Origin of the sequence: Pseudarthrobacter quantipunctorum (assembly GCF_045291495.1) — a bacterium.
Taxonomy (GTDB): domain Bacteria; phylum Actinomycetota; class Actinomycetes; order Actinomycetales; family Micrococcaceae; genus Arthrobacter; species Arthrobacter quantipunctorum.
Map to the genome: position 1 here is coordinate 2,253,891 of NZ_CP148033.1, position 16,880 is coordinate 2,270,770.

13 protein-coding genes are annotated in these 16,880 nt (G+C 65.1%); 1 reads left to right on the forward strand and 12 read right to left on the reverse strand.

What is annotated here, in order from left to right:
- Positions 1-29: 29 nt before the first annotated feature.
- From uidA to WHH00_RS10340, 12 genes are all read right to left on the reverse strand, one after another.
- Complete coding sequence (uidA, locus tag WHH00_RS10285; RefSeq protein ID WP_406632512.1) at positions 30-1,853, reverse strand: beta-glucuronidase; 1,824 nt, start codon at positions 1,851-1,853, stop codon at positions 30-32.
- 214 nt (positions 1,854-2,067) lie between these two features.
- The gene (locus tag WHH00_RS10290; protein WP_406632514.1) at positions 2,068-3,504 is read right to left on the reverse strand and encodes a mannitol dehydrogenase family protein; all 1,437 of its coding nucleotides are present in this window, start codon (positions 3,502-3,504) and stop codon (positions 2,068-2,070) included.
- Positions 3,501-4,907: a glucuronate isomerase gene (uxaC, locus tag WHH00_RS10295; RefSeq protein WP_406632516.1), complete on the reverse strand. Its 1,407-nt coding sequence runs from the start codon at positions 4,905-4,907 to the stop codon at positions 3,501-3,503. Before uxaC ends, WHH00_RS10290 begins: the two co-directional genes overlap by 4 nt.
- 91 nt (positions 4,908-4,998) lie before the next feature.
- The gene (locus WHH00_RS10300) at positions 4,999-6,060 is read right to left on the reverse strand and encodes a LacI family DNA-binding transcriptional regulator (RefSeq protein ID WP_406632518.1); all 1,062 of its coding nucleotides are present in this window, start codon (positions 6,058-6,060) and stop codon (positions 4,999-5,001) included.
- A 103-nt stretch (positions 6,061-6,163) separates the two neighbouring features.
- The gene (locus WHH00_RS10305) at positions 6,164-7,330 is read right to left on the reverse strand and encodes a Gfo/Idh/MocA family protein (RefSeq protein WP_406632520.1); all 1,167 of its coding nucleotides are present in this window, start codon (positions 7,328-7,330) and stop codon (positions 6,164-6,166) included.
- 30 nt (positions 7,331-7,360) lie between these two features.
- Entirely contained in the window at positions 7,361-8,230 is an 870-nt protein-coding gene (locus WHH00_RS10310) for a sugar phosphate isomerase/epimerase family protein (RefSeq protein WP_406632522.1), read from the reverse strand.
- Positions 8,231-8,277: 47 nt separating this feature from the next.
- A complete protein-coding gene (locus WHH00_RS10315; RefSeq protein WP_406632524.1) occupies positions 8,278-9,183 on the reverse strand; it encodes an ATP-binding cassette domain-containing protein in 906 nt (301 codons plus the stop codon).
- Positions 9,180-11,066 (reverse strand): dipeptide/oligopeptide/nickel ABC transporter permease/ATP-binding protein, encoded by a 1,887-nt coding sequence (locus WHH00_RS10320; RefSeq protein WP_406632526.1) that lies wholly within the window; start codon positions 11,064-11,066, stop codon positions 9,180-9,182. The genes WHH00_RS10315 and WHH00_RS10320 overlap by 4 nt, the downstream gene beginning before the upstream one ends.
- Entirely contained in the window at positions 11,063-12,004 is a 942-nt protein-coding gene (locus WHH00_RS10325; RefSeq protein WP_406632528.1) for an ABC transporter permease, read from the reverse strand. The genes WHH00_RS10320 and WHH00_RS10325 overlap by 4 nt, the downstream gene beginning before the upstream one ends.
- Complete coding sequence (locus WHH00_RS10330) at positions 12,004-13,530, reverse strand: ABC transporter substrate-binding protein (protein ID WP_406632530.1); 1,527 nt, start codon at positions 13,528-13,530, stop codon at positions 12,004-12,006. The genes WHH00_RS10325 and WHH00_RS10330 overlap by 1 nt, the downstream gene beginning before the upstream one ends.
- Before the next feature lie 126 nt (positions 13,531-13,656).
- On the reverse strand, positions 13,657-14,667 hold the full coding sequence (locus tag WHH00_RS10335; RefSeq protein WP_406632532.1) for a Gfo/Idh/MocA family protein: 1,011 nt from the start codon (positions 14,665-14,667) through the stop codon (positions 13,657-13,659).
- A complete protein-coding gene (locus WHH00_RS10340; protein WP_406632534.1) occupies positions 14,664-15,512 on the reverse strand; it encodes a sugar phosphate isomerase/epimerase family protein in 849 nt (282 codons plus the stop codon). Before WHH00_RS10340 ends, WHH00_RS10335 begins: the two co-directional genes overlap by 4 nt.
- Before the next feature lie 212 nt (positions 15,513-15,724).
- Here WHH00_RS10340 and WHH00_RS10345 point away from each other — a divergent pair, with 212 nt between their 5' ends.
- Positions 15,725-16,759 (forward strand): LacI family DNA-binding transcriptional regulator, encoded by a 1,035-nt coding sequence (locus WHH00_RS10345; protein ID WP_406638558.1) that lies wholly within the window; start codon positions 15,725-15,727, stop codon positions 16,757-16,759.
- Positions 16,760-16,880 lie beyond the last annotated feature (121 nt).

Below are 16,880 nucleotides of genomic sequence, written 5' to 3' on the forward strand. Positions count from 1 at the left end.
CGCCGGTAGGGGGCGGCAAAAGTGAAACGTTAGGGGTTGGAAACGGTTTTGGTGCTGCCGTTCTTAGTACCGGCCAGTGCTGTCCACCGCTGGCGGAGCGCGAACGCTGCAGGCTTGGGGCGTCGGTCGCGGGTGAAGACGCCCTTCTTGTTGCCGTCCACGCGCATGATGCCGTTGGACGTCTGGAAGTCGGCGAAGTTCCAGACCTGCTCGCCCACCATGGCATCCACGCGGTCAAAGACGCGGTGGTACATGGCCAGGAAGGCGGCCTGGTATTCCTCGCTCCAGGGCTGTTCGTAGATGGAGTGGAAGCCGGGCATGGTGTCAGGTCCGTATTCGGTCATGATGATCGGCTTGCCGTACTTGGCTTCCCATTCCCGGAGTTCCTTTTCCAGGACCTGTTCAGCTGTTTCTAGGTCCCCGTTGTTCAGGTACCAGCCGTAGTAGCGGTTGAGCATGATGACGTCGAAGAGGTCGCCGAGCAGTTCTTTGTCCGGCGTATCGAACATGACGTTGACGTAACCGACGGGACGGGTGGGATCGAGCTCCCGGGTGAGCTGTGCCAGCGGTTCGAAGTATTCGCGGGCGCCTTCCTCTGATCCGTTCGGCTCGTTGGCGATGGACCAGATCACCACGGAGGGGTGGTTTTTGTCCCGGGCAACGAGTTCCTCGATGGCCTGCCGGTGGCTGGCGGCCGTCTTGGCGTCCACTCCGCCGTCCTCATAGGTCTTCTTTGCGATGCCGCCAAAGACGGCGCCGAAGCCCAGGTGCAGCCCGACGGCGGCGGTTTCGTCGATGACCACGATGCCGTGGCGGTCGGCGAACTCCATGACCTCTTCGGCGTAGGGGTAGTGCGACGTCCGGAATGAGTTTGCGCCCACCCAGTCCAGGAGCTGGAAGTCGTTGACCATCTGAGCGTTGCTGTGGCCTTTTCCGATGGCTACGTGGTCCTCGTGCATGCCGAAGCCGGTGAAGTAGAACGGCTCGCCGTTGATGAGGAATTCCTTGCCGCGGACTTCCACGGTGCGGACGCCGACCGGCAGCGTGTAGCTGTCCAGCAGGTTGGTGCCGTTGCGGATCTCGGCGGTCAGGCTGTACAGGTAGGCGGCACCGGGCTGCCAGAGGACGACGTCGTTGATCACCAGTGCGCCGGTGGCGCCGTCCGCGGTGGCCACTTCGACGCCGTCCGCATCGTGGAGCGAGACGGTCACCGTTTCGCTCCCGCTGCCGCCCGCCGTCGTGATGGCGTAGTCAACAGTGCCGGTGGGGCCCTCGAAGCCGGTGACGACGGTGATGTCGTCCACGGTGACGGCCGGGGTGCTGTAGAGCCAGACGCTGCGGTGCAGGCCCGCATAGTTGTAGAAATCGTGCAGGTAGCTCTGCTGCCGCCGCCCATCCGCGGTAACAGTGATGGTGCCGGGCGGGATGGTGGCCTGGGTGAGCTCGTTGTTCACGGAGATGGTCAGGCGGAAGGCCCGGCCGGGGGTGACGTGGTCCGTGATGTCGGCGCTGAACGGCATGTAGCCGCCGGTGTGCTGGGCGACCAGGACATCGTCCACCCACACCATTCCCTCGTGCGTGGCGGAGTCCAGGCGCAGGTGGATTCGCTCCCCTGCCCAGCCGCGCGGAACGCGCACCTCGCGCTGGTACCAGACGTAACCTACGTGGTCGCGGATGGCCTTGTCGGGGAAGACGTCGTTGTAGCTGGCCGGAACCCCCATTTCCAGGGCGGTGTCCAGCGGTGCCTTGAACCAGCCGTCGCGGTGCCCGGTCCGGTCAAAGTCAACCTTAAACCGGTACAGGCCATCCAGGTTGACGAGTTCGCGGCTTTCGCTCGCTTGGGGCTTGAGCATTTGGGATTCCTATCGCGTCTTTGCGGGCTTCGCGTGAAGAAGAAATGTCTGGGGTGGCCACCGGCCGGGGTTGTGCTCTTGATGTAATGCTAGTCACTTGGCAAACATTTGGCAAGCGGTTGCCAAATGTTTGTTGAAAAAACAAGCAACAAAGACTGCCCGGCACCCCAGGGAGGGGCCGGGCAGTCCTTTTGTGCCTGCTCCTGCCGTGCTCCTACCCGGAGGCAGGGTGCCCGGCGAACCTCCCGCACTGGCCCTGGACCAGTTCAACCACGGCATCATCAGCGGCCAGGGCCGGGTCCACGACGGCAAGCAGTGCCCGGACGCGTCCCGCTCCTGCGAGGCTGTTGGCGGCTGCCACCTCATCGCCCAGCGGATCCTGGAAGCCTGGCAATGCAGAACTGCAGTCCATCCACGCAGCGATCATCAGTGCGGCAGCGGCTCCGGACCTGCCTGCGGCGCGTTCGGCCTGCAGGACAGGGACTGCCCGCATCCGAAGCTTGGTACTGCCGTCCAAGGCAATCTGCGCGAGGTTGTGGGCAATCCTGGCGTTGCCGAAACGGGCCAGCAAGGCGGCACGGTACGCAGGGATCTGCAGGTCCGCCGTCGCCTCCGTCCCTGAAAGGTTGGCCTCAGCCTCGTCCCAGAATGCTTCCACGGCTTGCATACACAGAGGGTCCGCCAAGGCCTCCGCCACAGTGCTGTGCCCCCGCAGCTGCCCGGCGTAGGCCAGCAGCGAATGGGCACCGTTGAGCAGCCACAGCTTGCGGTTCTCGTAGGGTTCGATGTCCTCCACGAACAATGCGCCCGCGTCCTCCCAGCGCGGCCGGCCGGCCGGGAAGTCACCGCTCAGCACCCAGCTGGAAAAGGGTTCCGCAATAACCGGCGAAGAGTCCCTGTAACCGCACGCGGCCTGGACGCCGGCCACATCCTCCCCGGTGGTGCGCGGGGTAATGCGGTCCACGGAGGTGCTGACAAAGCTGACGTTCGTCCCGATCCAGGCAGCCAGCCCGGTGTCCCACGCACCGGCGAAGCCGGCCACGGCCTCCCGGGCAACCGTGCCGTTACTGGAGAGGTTGTCGCAGCAGACGACGGCCAGCGGACCTGCCCCGGCATCACGGCGCGCTGCCAGCGCCAGCACCAGCCGGCCAAGGGGCGTCGCGGGATTACCCTGGTCGGAGCCCAGCCGCGCGAGGTCGGCCGCGACCTCCGGCGCAGAGATGTCCAGCTTTCCGTCGGAGCCCAGGCCGTAGGCCGCTTCGGTGATGGTCAGCGTGACCACTGCGGTAGCCGGTGCGGCCATGACCTCCGTCAACCGTTGGATGTCGGCGCCGTCCACGGCCTCAACGATGCTGCCCACCACGGTGAAGGAGTCGCCGGTGTCGGCGCGTTCCACCAGTGTGAACAGGCCGTCCTGTCCGGCCAGGGCCGTTGCGGCGTCCGGCCGCCGGCCGGTGAAGGCCGCGATGCCCCAGTTCGCGGCGTCTCCGGCCTGCTGGGTATACCAGGCCTGGTGGGAACGGTGGAAGGCTCCCAGCCCGAGGTGGACGATGCGGACCGGGGCTTTCGGGATGGGGTGAAGGGCGCGGTTCAGCAGCGGAAGGTCCACGGCCGGAGCGGAGGCGGACACGGTGCGCAGTCCGGTGCTCACAGCTTGAACACCCGCCGCGGCGAGCCGTCCACGATGTCCACGATGAGTTCATGTGCGCGCTCCTCGCTGACCCGGTGTTCGGCCACCAGCCGGGCCAGGAAGGAGGCTTCGATCCGGCGTGAGGCGTCGTGCCGGGCAGGGATGGAGCAGAAGGCCCGGGTGTCGTCGATGAAACCGGAGGATCGCGAGAATCCTGCTGTCTCGGTGACGGCGGACCGGAACCGCAGCATTGCATCCGGCGCATCCAGGAACCACCACGGTGCGCCCAGGTAGACGGACGGGTAGAACCCCGCCAGGGGTGCCAGTTCGCGGGAGAACACCGTCTCGTCGAGGGTGAAGAGGACCAGGTGGAAGTCCTTGGCGGTGCCGAAGTCCTGCAGGACCGGTCGGATGGCCTCGGTGTAGTTGATGGCGAACGGGATGTCGTGCCCGGTGTCAGCACCGAAGCTGTTGAAGGTTGGTTCGTGGTGGTTGCGGTACGAGCCGGGGTGGATGGTCATCACCAGCCCGTCCTCCACCGACATCCTGGCCATCTGGTACATCATGTGGGCCTCGAAGTCGTCCCGGTCCCGGGCCGTTGCCGTGCCCGAGCGGGCGCGGTCAAACAGCTTCGCAGCGTCCGCTGGATCAAGCTTCAGGGTGGCCGGGGTGCGGACCCCATGGTCTGCCGAGACCGCGCCGTGGTCCACGAAATAACGACGCCGGTTCTCCAGTGCGGTGAGGTAGGCACCGTAGCCCGTGCCGCCGTCGCCCGCTGCCGCAATGAGCCGGTCCACGTTTTCCGCCCACGCGGGGTGGGCGATGTTGAGGTAGGCGTCCGGGCGGAAGGTGGGCAGGACGCGCCCGTGGAAGGTGGGGTCCTGCGCGATGGCTTTGTGGCTGGCCAGGGTGTCCAGCGGATCGTCGGTGGTGGCCAGGACCTCGATGTTGAAGTCCTTGAACAGTTCGCGGGGCCGGAAGCCTGGCTCCTGGAGCTTTGCGGAAATCGCGTTGTAGCTGGCATCGGCTGTGTCCGCGCCCAGCTCCCCCTCAAGGCCAAAGACGCTGGAGAACTGGGTGCGGAGCCAGTACCCGGACGCGGTGCCCTCGAACAGCGGCCATGCGTTGCAGAACTCGCGCCAGACTGAACGGCTGTCCGGCTGTGATGTGGTGGAGGCCCGGAGCCGGTCCAACGGGACGCCGCTGGCATGGATCAGCCGGGTGACGTAATGGTCCGGGCTGACCAGCAGCGCTGCCGGATCCGGGAACGGCGTGTTCTGCTCGATGACGGAGGCATCAACGTGCCCGTGCGGGGAAATGATGGGGAGGTCCTGGACGCGCTGCAGGAGGTCCCGCGCGATGCTGCGCGTTCCTGGGTCCGCGGGCAGGAGCCTGTCTGGGTTGGCGGCAATCGACTGTGACATAGGTCAATGGTCCGGGTTATGCACTCTTTTTGTCAACCGGTTGCCATTAATTGCCATACGTTGCCTTTGGGCGGTGGAGCCTTGGTCGAGGTCAGGTGGAACCCAGGAGGCGGCCGCTGGAGCCGCGCAGCACCAGTTCGGTTTCCACGCGGAGGGTCCCGTCCGGTTCCCCTTTCCCTTGCAGCAGGTCGAGCAGCCAGGTGGCCGCCCCGGCGCCGCACTCCCCCAGCGGTGAGCGCACTGTTGTCAGCGGAGGGGTGGTGAAGTCTGCTCCGAAGATGTCGTCGAAGCCAACGATGCTGATCTGGTCCGGGACCGCCATGCCGCCGGCCTGGAGCTCCTGCATCAGGCCGATGGCCAGGAGGTCGTTGTACGTCAGCACAGCCGTGGCGTTGGTTGCCAGCACGTCGCGCGCCACCTGCCGGCCGCCGTCGACCGTTGGTTTGGTGGATTCCACCCGCACAGCTTCGAGCCGGGACCACTCGCAGGCGGCCTGGACGCCCTCCCAGCGGCGGGCGGACATCCAGGACCTGGCGGGGCCCGCCACGAAGGCCATCTTCTTGTGCCCGTTGGCCGCGAGGCTGCGGACTGCTTCCCCGATGCCCTTCCGGACATCAGGGATGACGCATGGCATGCCCTCCACTTCCCGGTTGATGACCACCACGGGCTTGTCGCGGGCCAGGGCGCGGATGTCGTCGTCGTCCATGCGCGGGCTGGCCAGGATCAGGCCGTCAGCCGTGGTCATCATGCGCCGCGCCGCCGTCAGCTCGGTGGCTGCGGATTCGGCGGATTCGGCCAGCACCAGGGTGTAGTCCCGCAGGGTTCCGGTGGTCTGGGCGCCCCGGATGATGTCGAAGAAGGTGGGGTTGGTGATGTCGGCGACAATCAGCCCGAACGTGTTGGTCCGGCCGGTGGGCAGGGCCCGGGCGAAGGGGTTGACCTGGTAGTTCAGCTCTGCGGCCGCGTCCTCGATGAGTTTCTGCGTCTTGGCGCTGACCCTGCCGGGTTTGCTGAGCGCCCTCGAAACGGTGGAGGGGTTGACGCCGGCCACTTTGGCGATGTCGTAGATGGTGGCGTTGCCCTTGCCGTCCCGGGCCGGTTTCCTGGCGGTGTGCGGCGTTGCGGCGGGGCCGTGCGTCTTGGGTTCGGTCACCGCCCCATCCTAGCGAGGAAACAACCCAACCAGGTCGCAGCAAGTGTCGTTTTGACGGGTCTAAACGACACCTGCTGCTACCCAGTTGGGCGGTGGCAGGGGGCTAGCTGCGCTCCGGGAACGTGCCTTCTTCAGCGATGCGCTTATTGAGTTCGGCGAGGAACACATCCTCGTCGAAGTCCAATGACACCTCAGTGCCGGTCCAGCTCGAGAGATGGATGGCGTTGGCCAGCCTGACCCCGCTGATCCCGTCCGAGCCGGGGGCCAGCAGCGGCGTGCCGTCCAGGATGTTCGCGGCAAAGTTCTCCAGGACGCCGGAGTGCTGCGCTCCCCAGGCGGACTCGAATTCGATCACCTCGGTGCTGTAGTACTCCTCCGGGTTCAGCTGTCCCATGAACAGCTTCCGGACATCGTCCATGCCCATGCCGTCGCTGAGTTCGCGCTCCGGCTTCTTCAGACGGGTGACCGTTGCCGTTTTGGAATTCTCGACGACGATCTTGCCCTGGTCGCCCAGGATCTCGAAGCGGTCGGTGCCCACGATGTCGTGGGTGGCGGTGACAAACACGCCGGTTGCGCCGTTGCCGTAGTCCACCACGGCGGTGACTTCGTCCTCGACGGCGATGTCCCGCCGGAAGCCGTACGCCACCTTCGAATACACGGACTTCGGGACGCCGCAGATCCACTGCCAGAGGTCCAGTTGGTGAGGTGCCTGGTTGACCAGCACGCCGCCGCCCTCCCCGCCCCACGTGGCCCGCCACGCACTGGAGTTGTAGTAGCCCTGCGGGCGCCACCAGTTGGTGATAATCCAGTTGGTCCGGCGGATGGCACCGATTTCGCCGTTCTCCACGATCTCCTTCAACCGGCGGTACAACGGGTTGTTGCGCTGGTTGAACATGATGGCGAAGGACAGTTCCGGCTTCGCTGCCGCGAAGCCGTTGAGTTCACGGACCTGCTTCGTGTATACGCCGGCGGGCTTCTCCACCAGCGCGTGGATGTTGCGCCTGAGCGTTTCAATGCCCATTTCCGGGTGCAGGAAGTGCGGCACGCAAGTGACCACGGCATCCACGTTTCCGCTCTCCAGCATGGCGATGTAGTCGTCGTAGAAGGGGACCCCGGGATAGGAAGCCGCAGCAGCGTCCTTCTTGGCGGGATCGGTGTCGCAGAGGGCTCCGATCTCCATATTGGGGACCAGTCCGTCGGTGATGAACTTTGCGTAGGCGCCGCCCTGCTGGCCCAGGCCGATGATGCCTAGGCGTACTTTCTTGGCCATGAATTGGTTCTCCGTATCTTTTTCTGGAATCTAGAAAAGGTCGCCGTGGCCCATGGCCACCAGGTTGTCGTGCGAGGTCTGCAGCGCATCCCACACGGTGCGGCCATAGAGGTCGTCCTGCTCCGCCAGCAGGTACTTTGCCCCGGCGGCCTGGGCCGCAGGAATGATGGAAGGGAAATCCAGGTTTCCCTCACCCACTTCGGCGAACTGCACCACGTCTTTGAAAGCCTGCATGAAGCCGGCGAAATCACCACTGCCCAGCATTCCGAATGCTGCTTCCGGCATGGAGCCGATCCGGTAGTCCTTCAGGTGGACCATGGCGGTCCGGCCTGCGTACTTCTGCAGGGTCCGGACGGGATCAAGCCCGCCCCGCTGGACCCAGTGCACATCGATTTCCAGGCCCATGGCCGGTGAGTTCTCGGCGATGATATCCAGCATGTATTTGCCGTCGAACTTCGCGAACTCGATGTGGTGGTTGTGGTAGTACAAGCTCAGCCCATGCTCCTGGAGGCGCTCGGCGTACCCGTTGGCTTCCCTGGCAAAATCGATCACGGCGTCCAGGGACTTCATTGCGGGGAAGGGAAGCATGCCGATCCGCAGCAGCGACGAGCCCAGCCTGGCGGCATCGTCCACGATCTTGTCGAAGTCGTCGCGGAGTGAATCGCCCGGGCGGCCTTCCGGCTTTTCCAGGGCTACCGAAAGCGCGGCCACGTCCATGCCGAGCTCGGTGCGGGAGCGCTCCAGTTCGGCCACGTTTTCCGGTGTCATGGGGATCTGGGAAATTTCGACGGCGTTGTAGCCGATGGCGCTGACCTTGCGGAGCGTCTCGAAGGGTCCGATCTCCGCGAAGCTGTCCTTCAGCATCATGGCCTGTACGCCGATGGTGGCAGTGCTGCCCATGTGTAGTCCTCCGATTTTGTTGAATGGTGGTGGTCTTATCCGCGCCCCTAGGCGGCTGTGCTTGCCTGCCGGCGCTGGGCCTCGAGGAGCCGGTGGCGGTCGGCGCGGCGTTGTTCCTGCCGGTCGGGGTCAGGGACCGGGGAGGCGAGAAGCAGCCGCTGGGTGTAGGGGTGTTCGGGGTTGGTGGTGACGGTGTGGGCGGGGCCTTGTTCGACGATTTCCCCGTGGTACATGACGGCGACACGGTGGCTGATGTGGCGGACCACGTCCAGGTCGTGGGAGATGAAGAGGTAGGAGACGCCGGTGTCCTTTTGGATTTGCAGGAACAGGTCCAGGACGCGGGCCTGGGTGGAGAGGTCCAGGGCGCTGACCGGCTCGTCACAGACAATCAGCTTCGGCGACAGTGCCAGGGCGCGGGCGATGGCCACGCGCTGGCGCTGGCCGCCGCTGAACTCGCGGGGCAGGCGGTGGATCGCGTCGGCGGGCAGGCCCACCTGGTTCAGGAGTTCCCTGACGCGTTTCCTGGCCTCCGCGGGTGCTTTGCCCTGGACTCCGAGGGGTTCGGCGAGGATGTCGCCGATTTCCAGGGCCGGGTTCAGGGAGGTGTAGGGGTCCTGGAAGACCACCTGCAGGTCCCGGCTCAGGACGCGGCGTTCCTTGCGGGTGGCGTGGCTGATGTCCTTGCCCTCAAAGATGATCCGTCCGCCGGTGACCGGGGCCAGGCCCAGGACGGCGCGGCCCAGGGTGGTTTTCCCGGAGCCGGATTCCCCCACCAGGCCCAGGGTTTCGCCCTGGCCGATGCTGATGTTGATCTCCGTCAGGGCACGGAACGGCCGGGAGCGCCAGCCCTTGCCCGGGTATTCCACCACGAGGTCTTCAACAGCGAGCAGCCCGGCGCCGCTGGTTCGTTCATCCGGCGCGGTGGCGCCAGCGTTGGCCGTGGAGGCGGTCATGATGTGGCTCCGTTCGGGGTGGCGGTGACGAGCATGGTCATGGGTTCCCTGCCTTCGAGCATCGAACCAAGCAGGGTCCGGGTGTAGGGCTCTTTCGGGGTGGACAGGATCTCCCGGACCGGTCCTTCCTCCACGAGGCGGCCGTTCTGCATCACCACAACGCGGTCGCAGAGATCGGCCACCACACCGAAGTTATGGGTGACCAGCAGCACGCCCACCCCCAGGCGGGCCTGGAGGTCCCGGATGAGGTCCAGCACATCAGCCTGGACCGTGACGTCCAGGGCCGTGGTGGGTTCATCGGCGATGATCAGGTCCGGTTCGCAGCTGATCGCCCCGGCGATCAGCACGCGCTGGGCCATGCCGCCGGAGACCTCGTGCGGGTAGGCGCTGAAGGTCCGGTCCGGGTGGGTGATTCCGACGTCGGCCAGCAGCTTCAGGGCCCGCCGCTTGGCTTCGGCCTTAGAGATTCCCAGGACGCGGACCATGGGGGTAACCAGCTGGTAGCCGATGGTGAACGCCGGGTCCAGGTTGGACATGGGCTCCTGCGGAATGTAGGAAATGCGCTTGCCGCGCAGTGCCGCGACCCTGCCCTGGTTAACCTTCGTATCCCCGGGTGCCACGGTGTAGTTCCCGTCGAACTGGATGGATCCGGCCACGATGCGGGCGGTGTCCGGGAGCAGGCCCAGGATGGAGAACGCCGTCTGGGACTTGCCCGAGCCGGACTCGCCCACGATGCCCAGGATCTCCCCGCGGTCCACGTGGAAGGACACGTCATCGACCACCTTCTTGATGGAACCGTCCGCCTGGGGATACCCGACGCCGAGGTGGGTGACCTTCACCAGGTGGTGTTCGGTCCCTTCCTCCACGGTGGTCATGCCCTTGCGGGACGGACGCACCCTGTCCCCTCGCGCCGTCGTGCTTCCTGCCGGCGCAGCCTGCTTTTTGTGCTTGATCTTCTCGCCGTCCTCGAGGGCGTCGCGGATGGCGTTGCCCAGCAGGACCAGCGCGCCGATGGTGAGCGCCATCGCAAAGGCGGGCCAGAAGAGCAGCGTGGGGGTGAGGTAGACGTTCTTGAACCCCTCCGAAAGCATCACGCCCCAGCTCGCCTTGGCCGGGTCCCCCAGGCCCAGGAACTCCAGCCCCGACTGGATGGCAATGGCCACCCCGGCGATCGCGGCGGTCTGGATGATGATCGGGGCCCGGACCACGGAGAAGATATGCCGGGCAATGATGCTCGCATCCGAGAGCCCGGAGACCCGGGCGGCGTCCACGTAGAGTTCGTTGCGGACCGACTGCACTGCTGAGCGGGTCAGCCGGAAATAGGACGGGCTGATCAGGATCCCGAACGCGATCATCGCGATCCAGACCGACGGGCCGAATGCTGCGCGGATGGTCAGCAGCACGATCAGGCCCGGCAGGCTCATGAGGATACTGACAACCCAGTTCGAGATGGCTTCGAACCTGCCCGCGTAATAGCCGGCGATCAGCCCGGCAGGCAGGCCGATGCCGATCGCTACCGCCGCGCACAACACCGCCGAAAGCAGCGTCAACCGGGCACCGAACAATAACCGGCTCCACACATCGCGGCCGGAACTGTCCGTGCCCAGGATGTTCATCTCGTCCGGGGCGGCGAGGGTCTTGGAGATGTTGGCAAAGTTCTCATCAAACGGGGCCAGGACGTCAGCGAACACCGCCAGCAGGGCCATGCCCAGCAGGACCGCCATCGCGATCACGCCCAGCGGATTCCGGAGCAGGCGCTTGAGCACCGTGGACCGGACCACCGTCCCGGACTGGCCCGGACCGCCAGCGCCCGTGGTGCTGGTGCCGGGGGAAGGGGTTCCTGGCGCAGGGGTCAGGGCTGTGGTTTCAACGGACTCGGTCACGAGGCACGCACCTTCGGGTTGAGCCAGCCGTTGAGCAGGTCCACGATCAGGTTGACCACGATCACAACGGCGACGGTGTACATAACAACGCCCATGACCACCGGCTGGTCACTCTGGCTGGTGGCGGCGACGGCGAGCGGGCCCATCCCGGGCAGGGCGAAGATCTGCTCGATGATGACCACGCCGCCCAGCATGCCGATCAGCTGCAGGCTCAGCACGGTGAGCCCCGCCGGGGCGGCGCTGCGCAGGACGTGCTTGAAAAGGATCTCCCTTTCCTTGATGCCGCGGCTGCGGAGCGTGCGGACGTAGTCGCGCTCCAGCTGCTTGATCACCGCGCTGCGGATCTGCTGGGCGCCGCCGGTCACCCCATTAATCAGGAGCGCAATCACCGGCAGGGTCAGCGAAAGCACCCACGCGTCGGCCCCGACCCCTGGTGAGATGGTGCTGGTCGCGGGGAACATGCCCATCTGGATGGCAAGGATGGTCACCAGGATGATGCCAATGACGAAGCCGGGAACGGAGTCGCCGATGATCGCACCGACCTGGACCACACGGTCCACCCAGCCCCGCTTCACCGCTGCCGCCATCCCGATGAGGGTGGCAATGATGGCAATGAGGATCATGGCGGTGAACACCATGGTCATGGTCACGGGGATCCGCGTGGCCAGTGCGTTGGCTACGGGTTCGGAGGTGAACCAGGAGCTGCCCAGGTTCCCTTGTAGGGCGTTGGCCACCCAGTCGAGGTACCGGGCCAGGATGGGCTGGTCCAGCCCCAGCTCGGTTTCCTTCAGCGCCACCTGCTCTGGTGTGGCCTGGTCACCCACGATGTTCCGGGCGATGCTTCCGCTGGAGAGGTAGAGGAGGAAGAAGGTCAGCGCCGAAACGGCGACGAGGACCACGAGTCCGCTGCCGAGGCGTTTAAGGATGAACTGAATCATTAGCTGGCCGGCGCGTAGTTGTAGATCGACGGAACAGCCTGCTGGATCTGAGGCGTGACCGTGATTTTGTCGTTGTGGTAGTACATCTGGTTGACACGGAACAGCGGGGCAAACCATGCCTGCTCCACGACGTACTTGTTCACTTCCTGGGCCAGTTTGCCTGCATCCTTGCCACCCTTTTCCACGGCGTCGATCTTTGCCTGGAGTTCGGGGGTGGTGTTTTTGAACGGGTTGTACAGCGCCTTGGTGGAAACGATCTGGTTGATGGCAACCCACGGCTCCCCCTGGAACAGCGAGAAGTACATGCTGGTGAACTTCTGGGCCGCAACGTCCGACGTGAAGGTATTCGTGATGGCAGAGCCCACGTTCAGGGTGATGCCCACATCGGCCAGCTGCTGCTTGACCACAGCGATCTGGGTTTCCCATCCCGGTACCGACGGGAGTTCGAGTACTACATCGTTTTCATGGCCCGCTTCCTTCAGCAGGGCCTTGGCCTTCTCGGGATCGTAGGGGTATTTGTCCTCAAGCTCTTCAACCCAGGCGCCGCTTTCCTTGCCGAAGGGCTGGGAGGTGGGGGTGCCCTGTCCCAGCAGCACCTGGTCCAGGATGGTCTTGCGGTCGAACGCGTGGTTGATGGCCTGCCGGACGCGGACGTCCTGCAGCGGGGCATTCTTGGCGCCGTCACGGTCCAGGAGCAGCAGTCCCTGCCAGTCCACCTGGTTGGAGGCCAGCTGCATTTTGGCGCCCTCAGCCTGCTTGCCGGTCTTGGGGTCAAGCAGCGTAGCGTCAACCTGCCCCGAAACCAGGGCGTTGGTCCGGGCGGTCAGATCCGTCAGGGTCTTGAAGGTGACCTTCTCGAACTTCTGGAGATCCTTGTTCCAGTAGTCCTGCCGGGCCGTGAACACCGACTGCGAGTCCTTGACCGTTGCGGCCTTGTCCATCACGTACGGGCCGCTGCCCACGGGTTCGGTCTTGATGGCCTCGGTGCCCAGGGCCTTCGGGCTGCCCATGAGGCCTGCTGCCTGGCTGAGGTAGAACTCCAGCGAGGGATCGGGGGTGGTGAGGTTGAGTTCGATGGTGTCAGCATCCACCACCGCTACGTCGGAGACCGCGGTGAGCTGGGCCATCTGCGGGCCATTGGCCTTCTTGAAGTGGTCCAGGTTGGCTTTGGCTGCTTCGGCGTCGAAGGTGGCGCCGTCGCTGAAGGTTACGCCTGTGCGGAGGTCCAGCGTGAGCTTGGTGTTGGCCTCGTTGTACTTCCAGGCGGTGGCCAGCATGGGGCTGAGCGTGCCGTCCGGTTCGCGCAGCAGCAAGGAGTCGTAGGCGGCCTGGTACGGCTGCAGGATGTGGCCCACATGGGCCTGGGCCGGATCCCAGGAACGTATTTCCTGCACGGTGCCCAGGGAGAGGGCAGCCGTCTTGGGGCCGCTGGGGTTGTTGCCCTGCGCGCCGCCGCCGCAGGCCGTGAGCGCGAGGGCTGCGCTGGTAATGATGGCGGCGGCTGCCGCACGGGGACCTAACTTCATTGTTGGCTCCTGGATCTGTGGAACGTGAGGGTAGTGAGAAGGGTCGTGTGGTGTGCACCACACCCGCCTGTGCGAATTACAGTACGCATTGTTGCCATTCTTGGCAACCGGTTGTCAATTATCCGGTCACATGACTTCCTGGACGCTGTCCGGATAGCTTTGCCGGTAGAGGTCCTTCACGATCCGCAGCGACTTTTCCGCTTCGGCGGGATCTATCCAAAAAGGAAACGGATCGTCCAGCCGGGCGTAGAAGTCTGCAATCAGCAGCTCATGCGAGGCGCCCCAGTAGTCCCGCCCGCCGGACGTCGAAGCGCGTTCCGGGACAGTCTCCACGCGCCCGTCCGCGTAAGTCACCGTCAGGTCGCCCCGGAGGCTGAGCGTCGCCTTCTCCGCCACGATCTCCAGGGTGACCGGCGCGTTGACCGCGTTGGCTAGCGTGGCATAAAAGGCGCTCCGCGCCCCTCCCGCATGCTCTGCCACGAATTCGGCGGTGTCCTCAACGTCGATCGAGCCGCCGAGGAACCGCGTGGCAGCGTGGCCACTCAAGGACACCACGTCTCCCACCAGCCATTGCAGCAGGTCAACAGTGTGGATTGCCTGGTTCATCATGAGGCCGCCTCCGCCGCCCTCCCAGGTTCCCCGCCACGGCCGGCTGCGGTAGTAATCCGCGTTGCGGTGCCACATGACCGTTGCGGACGCGCCCGCCACGGCACCCAGTTCTCCAGAGGCCAGCAGGGCGTGCATGGCCTGCGCGGTGGAGTTGTAGCGGTTCTGGAAGCAGACCCCGATCTTTGCGGTGCCGTTCCGGGCAGCCTGAACCAGCCGCCGCCCTTCCGCAAGCGTGTGCGCCAGGGGCTTTTCCACAATGGCGCTGACGCCGCGCTCCAGGCAGTCCGAGGCCACGGAAGCATGCATGTTATGTGGCGTGGTTATGTGGACAACGTCCGGACCCACTGCCTCCAGCAGGCTGAGGTGGTCCGGATAACCTGGCACACCGTAGGCCTGCACGGCTGCGGCAAGCCGGCCGGGATCCGTATCGCACACCCCTGCCAGCTGGACGCCGTCGAGCTTTTCCAAAGCTTGAAAATGAACGGCGGAAACATCACCGCAGCCGATGACGGCCGCCCTGATGCTCACGCGAGCTCAACTCCGTGCCGCGCAGCAAGCCCCGCGAAGGCACGGGCCGCGGCACCAAAGGCCACAGGGCCGGAAAAGCCTCCCAATTCGTGGGCGCTGGCCAGATGCGGTTCAAGGGATGCGAAGCCACTGTAACCGTCCGCGGCCAAAGCCTTGATGGTGTCATCCAGTTCGCCGTCCCCCTCGCCCGCCGGCACCACTTCGCCCGTGCCCGCGATCGCGTCCTTGACTTGCAGGTACTCAAGGTAGGGGCGCAGCATGGCATACCCCTCCGTGTAGGGCTTGACGCCCACCTGGACGAAGTTCGCGTTGTCCCAGGCCACGCGAAGCGCCGGCGAGCCGACGGTTTCCATGATGTCCAGCACCCGTTGGGGCGTATCGCCATAGATGTCCTTCTCGTTTTCGTGCAGCAGCACGACGCCGGATTCCTCCGCGAGTGCCGCGAGCGCGGCCATGCGGACCATCACCTCGCCACGGACATCCTCGGGGCGCCGGCCCTCGGCCCGGTAGAAGGAAAAGATCCGGATGTACCGGGAGTCCAGCGCCCGGGCCACTGAAATGACCTTTCGCAGGCGCTCCAGCTCATGCTCAACGGGAAGAGCAGCGTCCACCTTGCCGATGGGGCTGGCAATGGCGGAAACTTTGAGCCCTTTGCCGTCGAGGATGTCCTTGAGCTCTGCCGCCTGATCGGCAGAGAACTCTGCAACGTTGGTTCCCCACGCACTGCGGACCTCGATATGGGTGGCGCCGAGGGCGAGCAGGACGGACGCCTGGATGGCCGGGTCCGGATCCACTTCGTCGCCGAATCCAGAGAGCGGCCACACGGCTGTTGCTTGCTTTGTCATTGGAGTCTCCTTGGTGCACCTCCGGCAGGGCGGTGGTCCAGGCCTGGCGGGGTGACTCAGTTCACGGGCAGTCCGGACATCGTAAGCTCATTGCCGCACCAATGACAACCGGTTGCCATTTTATGCAACCTGTGGCATCCTTAGAGCTGTTCCGCTGTGTCAGGAGTCACAGGGACTCTGTGTCACTACGCTTGAAGAGGAGCGCCATGGCGATGCAAGCTGCAGGGATGGACCGTCCGGCCACCATCCATGACATCGCTGTCCGGTGCGGTGTGGCGGCCTCCACTGTGTCGCGGGCCCTTTCCACCCCGGACCGGGTGAGCGTCCGCACCCGTGAACGCATCCAGGCGGCCGCCGCAGCCCTGAACTACATGCCCAATGCGCAGGCAAAGGCGCTGAGCTCCGGTCGCACGGGAGCAGTGGGAGTGCTCGTGCCGGACATCACCAATCCCTTTTACTTTGACCTGATCCGGGGAACCCAGCTGCAGCTCAAGGCCGCAGGCTATACGCAGCTGCTGGTAGATACCGAGGAGTCGGACGAGGTCGAAGCCAATACCCTGGAGCAGCTTCGCAAGACCGCCGACGGAGTCATCGTGGCGGCGTCCAGGCTCAGTGATGCCGAGCTGCTTTCCGCTGCCGGCAGGGCACCCTTGGTCACCATCAACCGTGACGTTGCCGGGGTTCCTGCCGTCATCATCGACACCCCCTCCGCCACCAGCCAGGCCCTCGACCACTTGGTTTCACTGGGCCATTCCAAGATTGCCTACATTGCCGGCCCCCTGACCTCCCAGTCCAGTGAACGCCGCTGGGCCGCGCTTTCCGAGGCAGCACAGGACCGGGGTGTGGAGGTGCGCAGCCTCGGGCCCTTCGCCCCCAAGACGCAGTCCGGTGCAGCAGCCGCGGACGCCGCAGTCCACAGCGGAGTGACAGCCTGCATCGCCTTCAACGACCTCATTGCCATTGGCATGCTCCAGCGCCTGCGCGAGCGGGGAATCCGGGTGCCTGAAGAGATAAGCATCGTGGGCTGTGACGACATCTTCGGCGCAGACTTCTGCAATCCCCCGCTGACCACCATGGCCTCGCCCATTGAACAGGCAGGCCGAGTTGCGGTGTCCATGCTGCTGGCGAAGCTCAATCCGTTGGCTGGGGGCGGCATCCGCAACCGCTCTGTCATGCCCACGCACCTCACGGTTCGAGGCTCCACCGGACCGATACCGGCATTGGGCAGCCGTCACGAAGGGTTGTAGGGCCGGACGCAATTTTCCTCGGGCCTATGGGCCCGGTTCTTCGCATTCCTACTCAATACGCAATGAGACGCTGTTCCGCGGTGTCGTACCAGCGTCCACCCCCTGGAGGCTATTGCTCTAC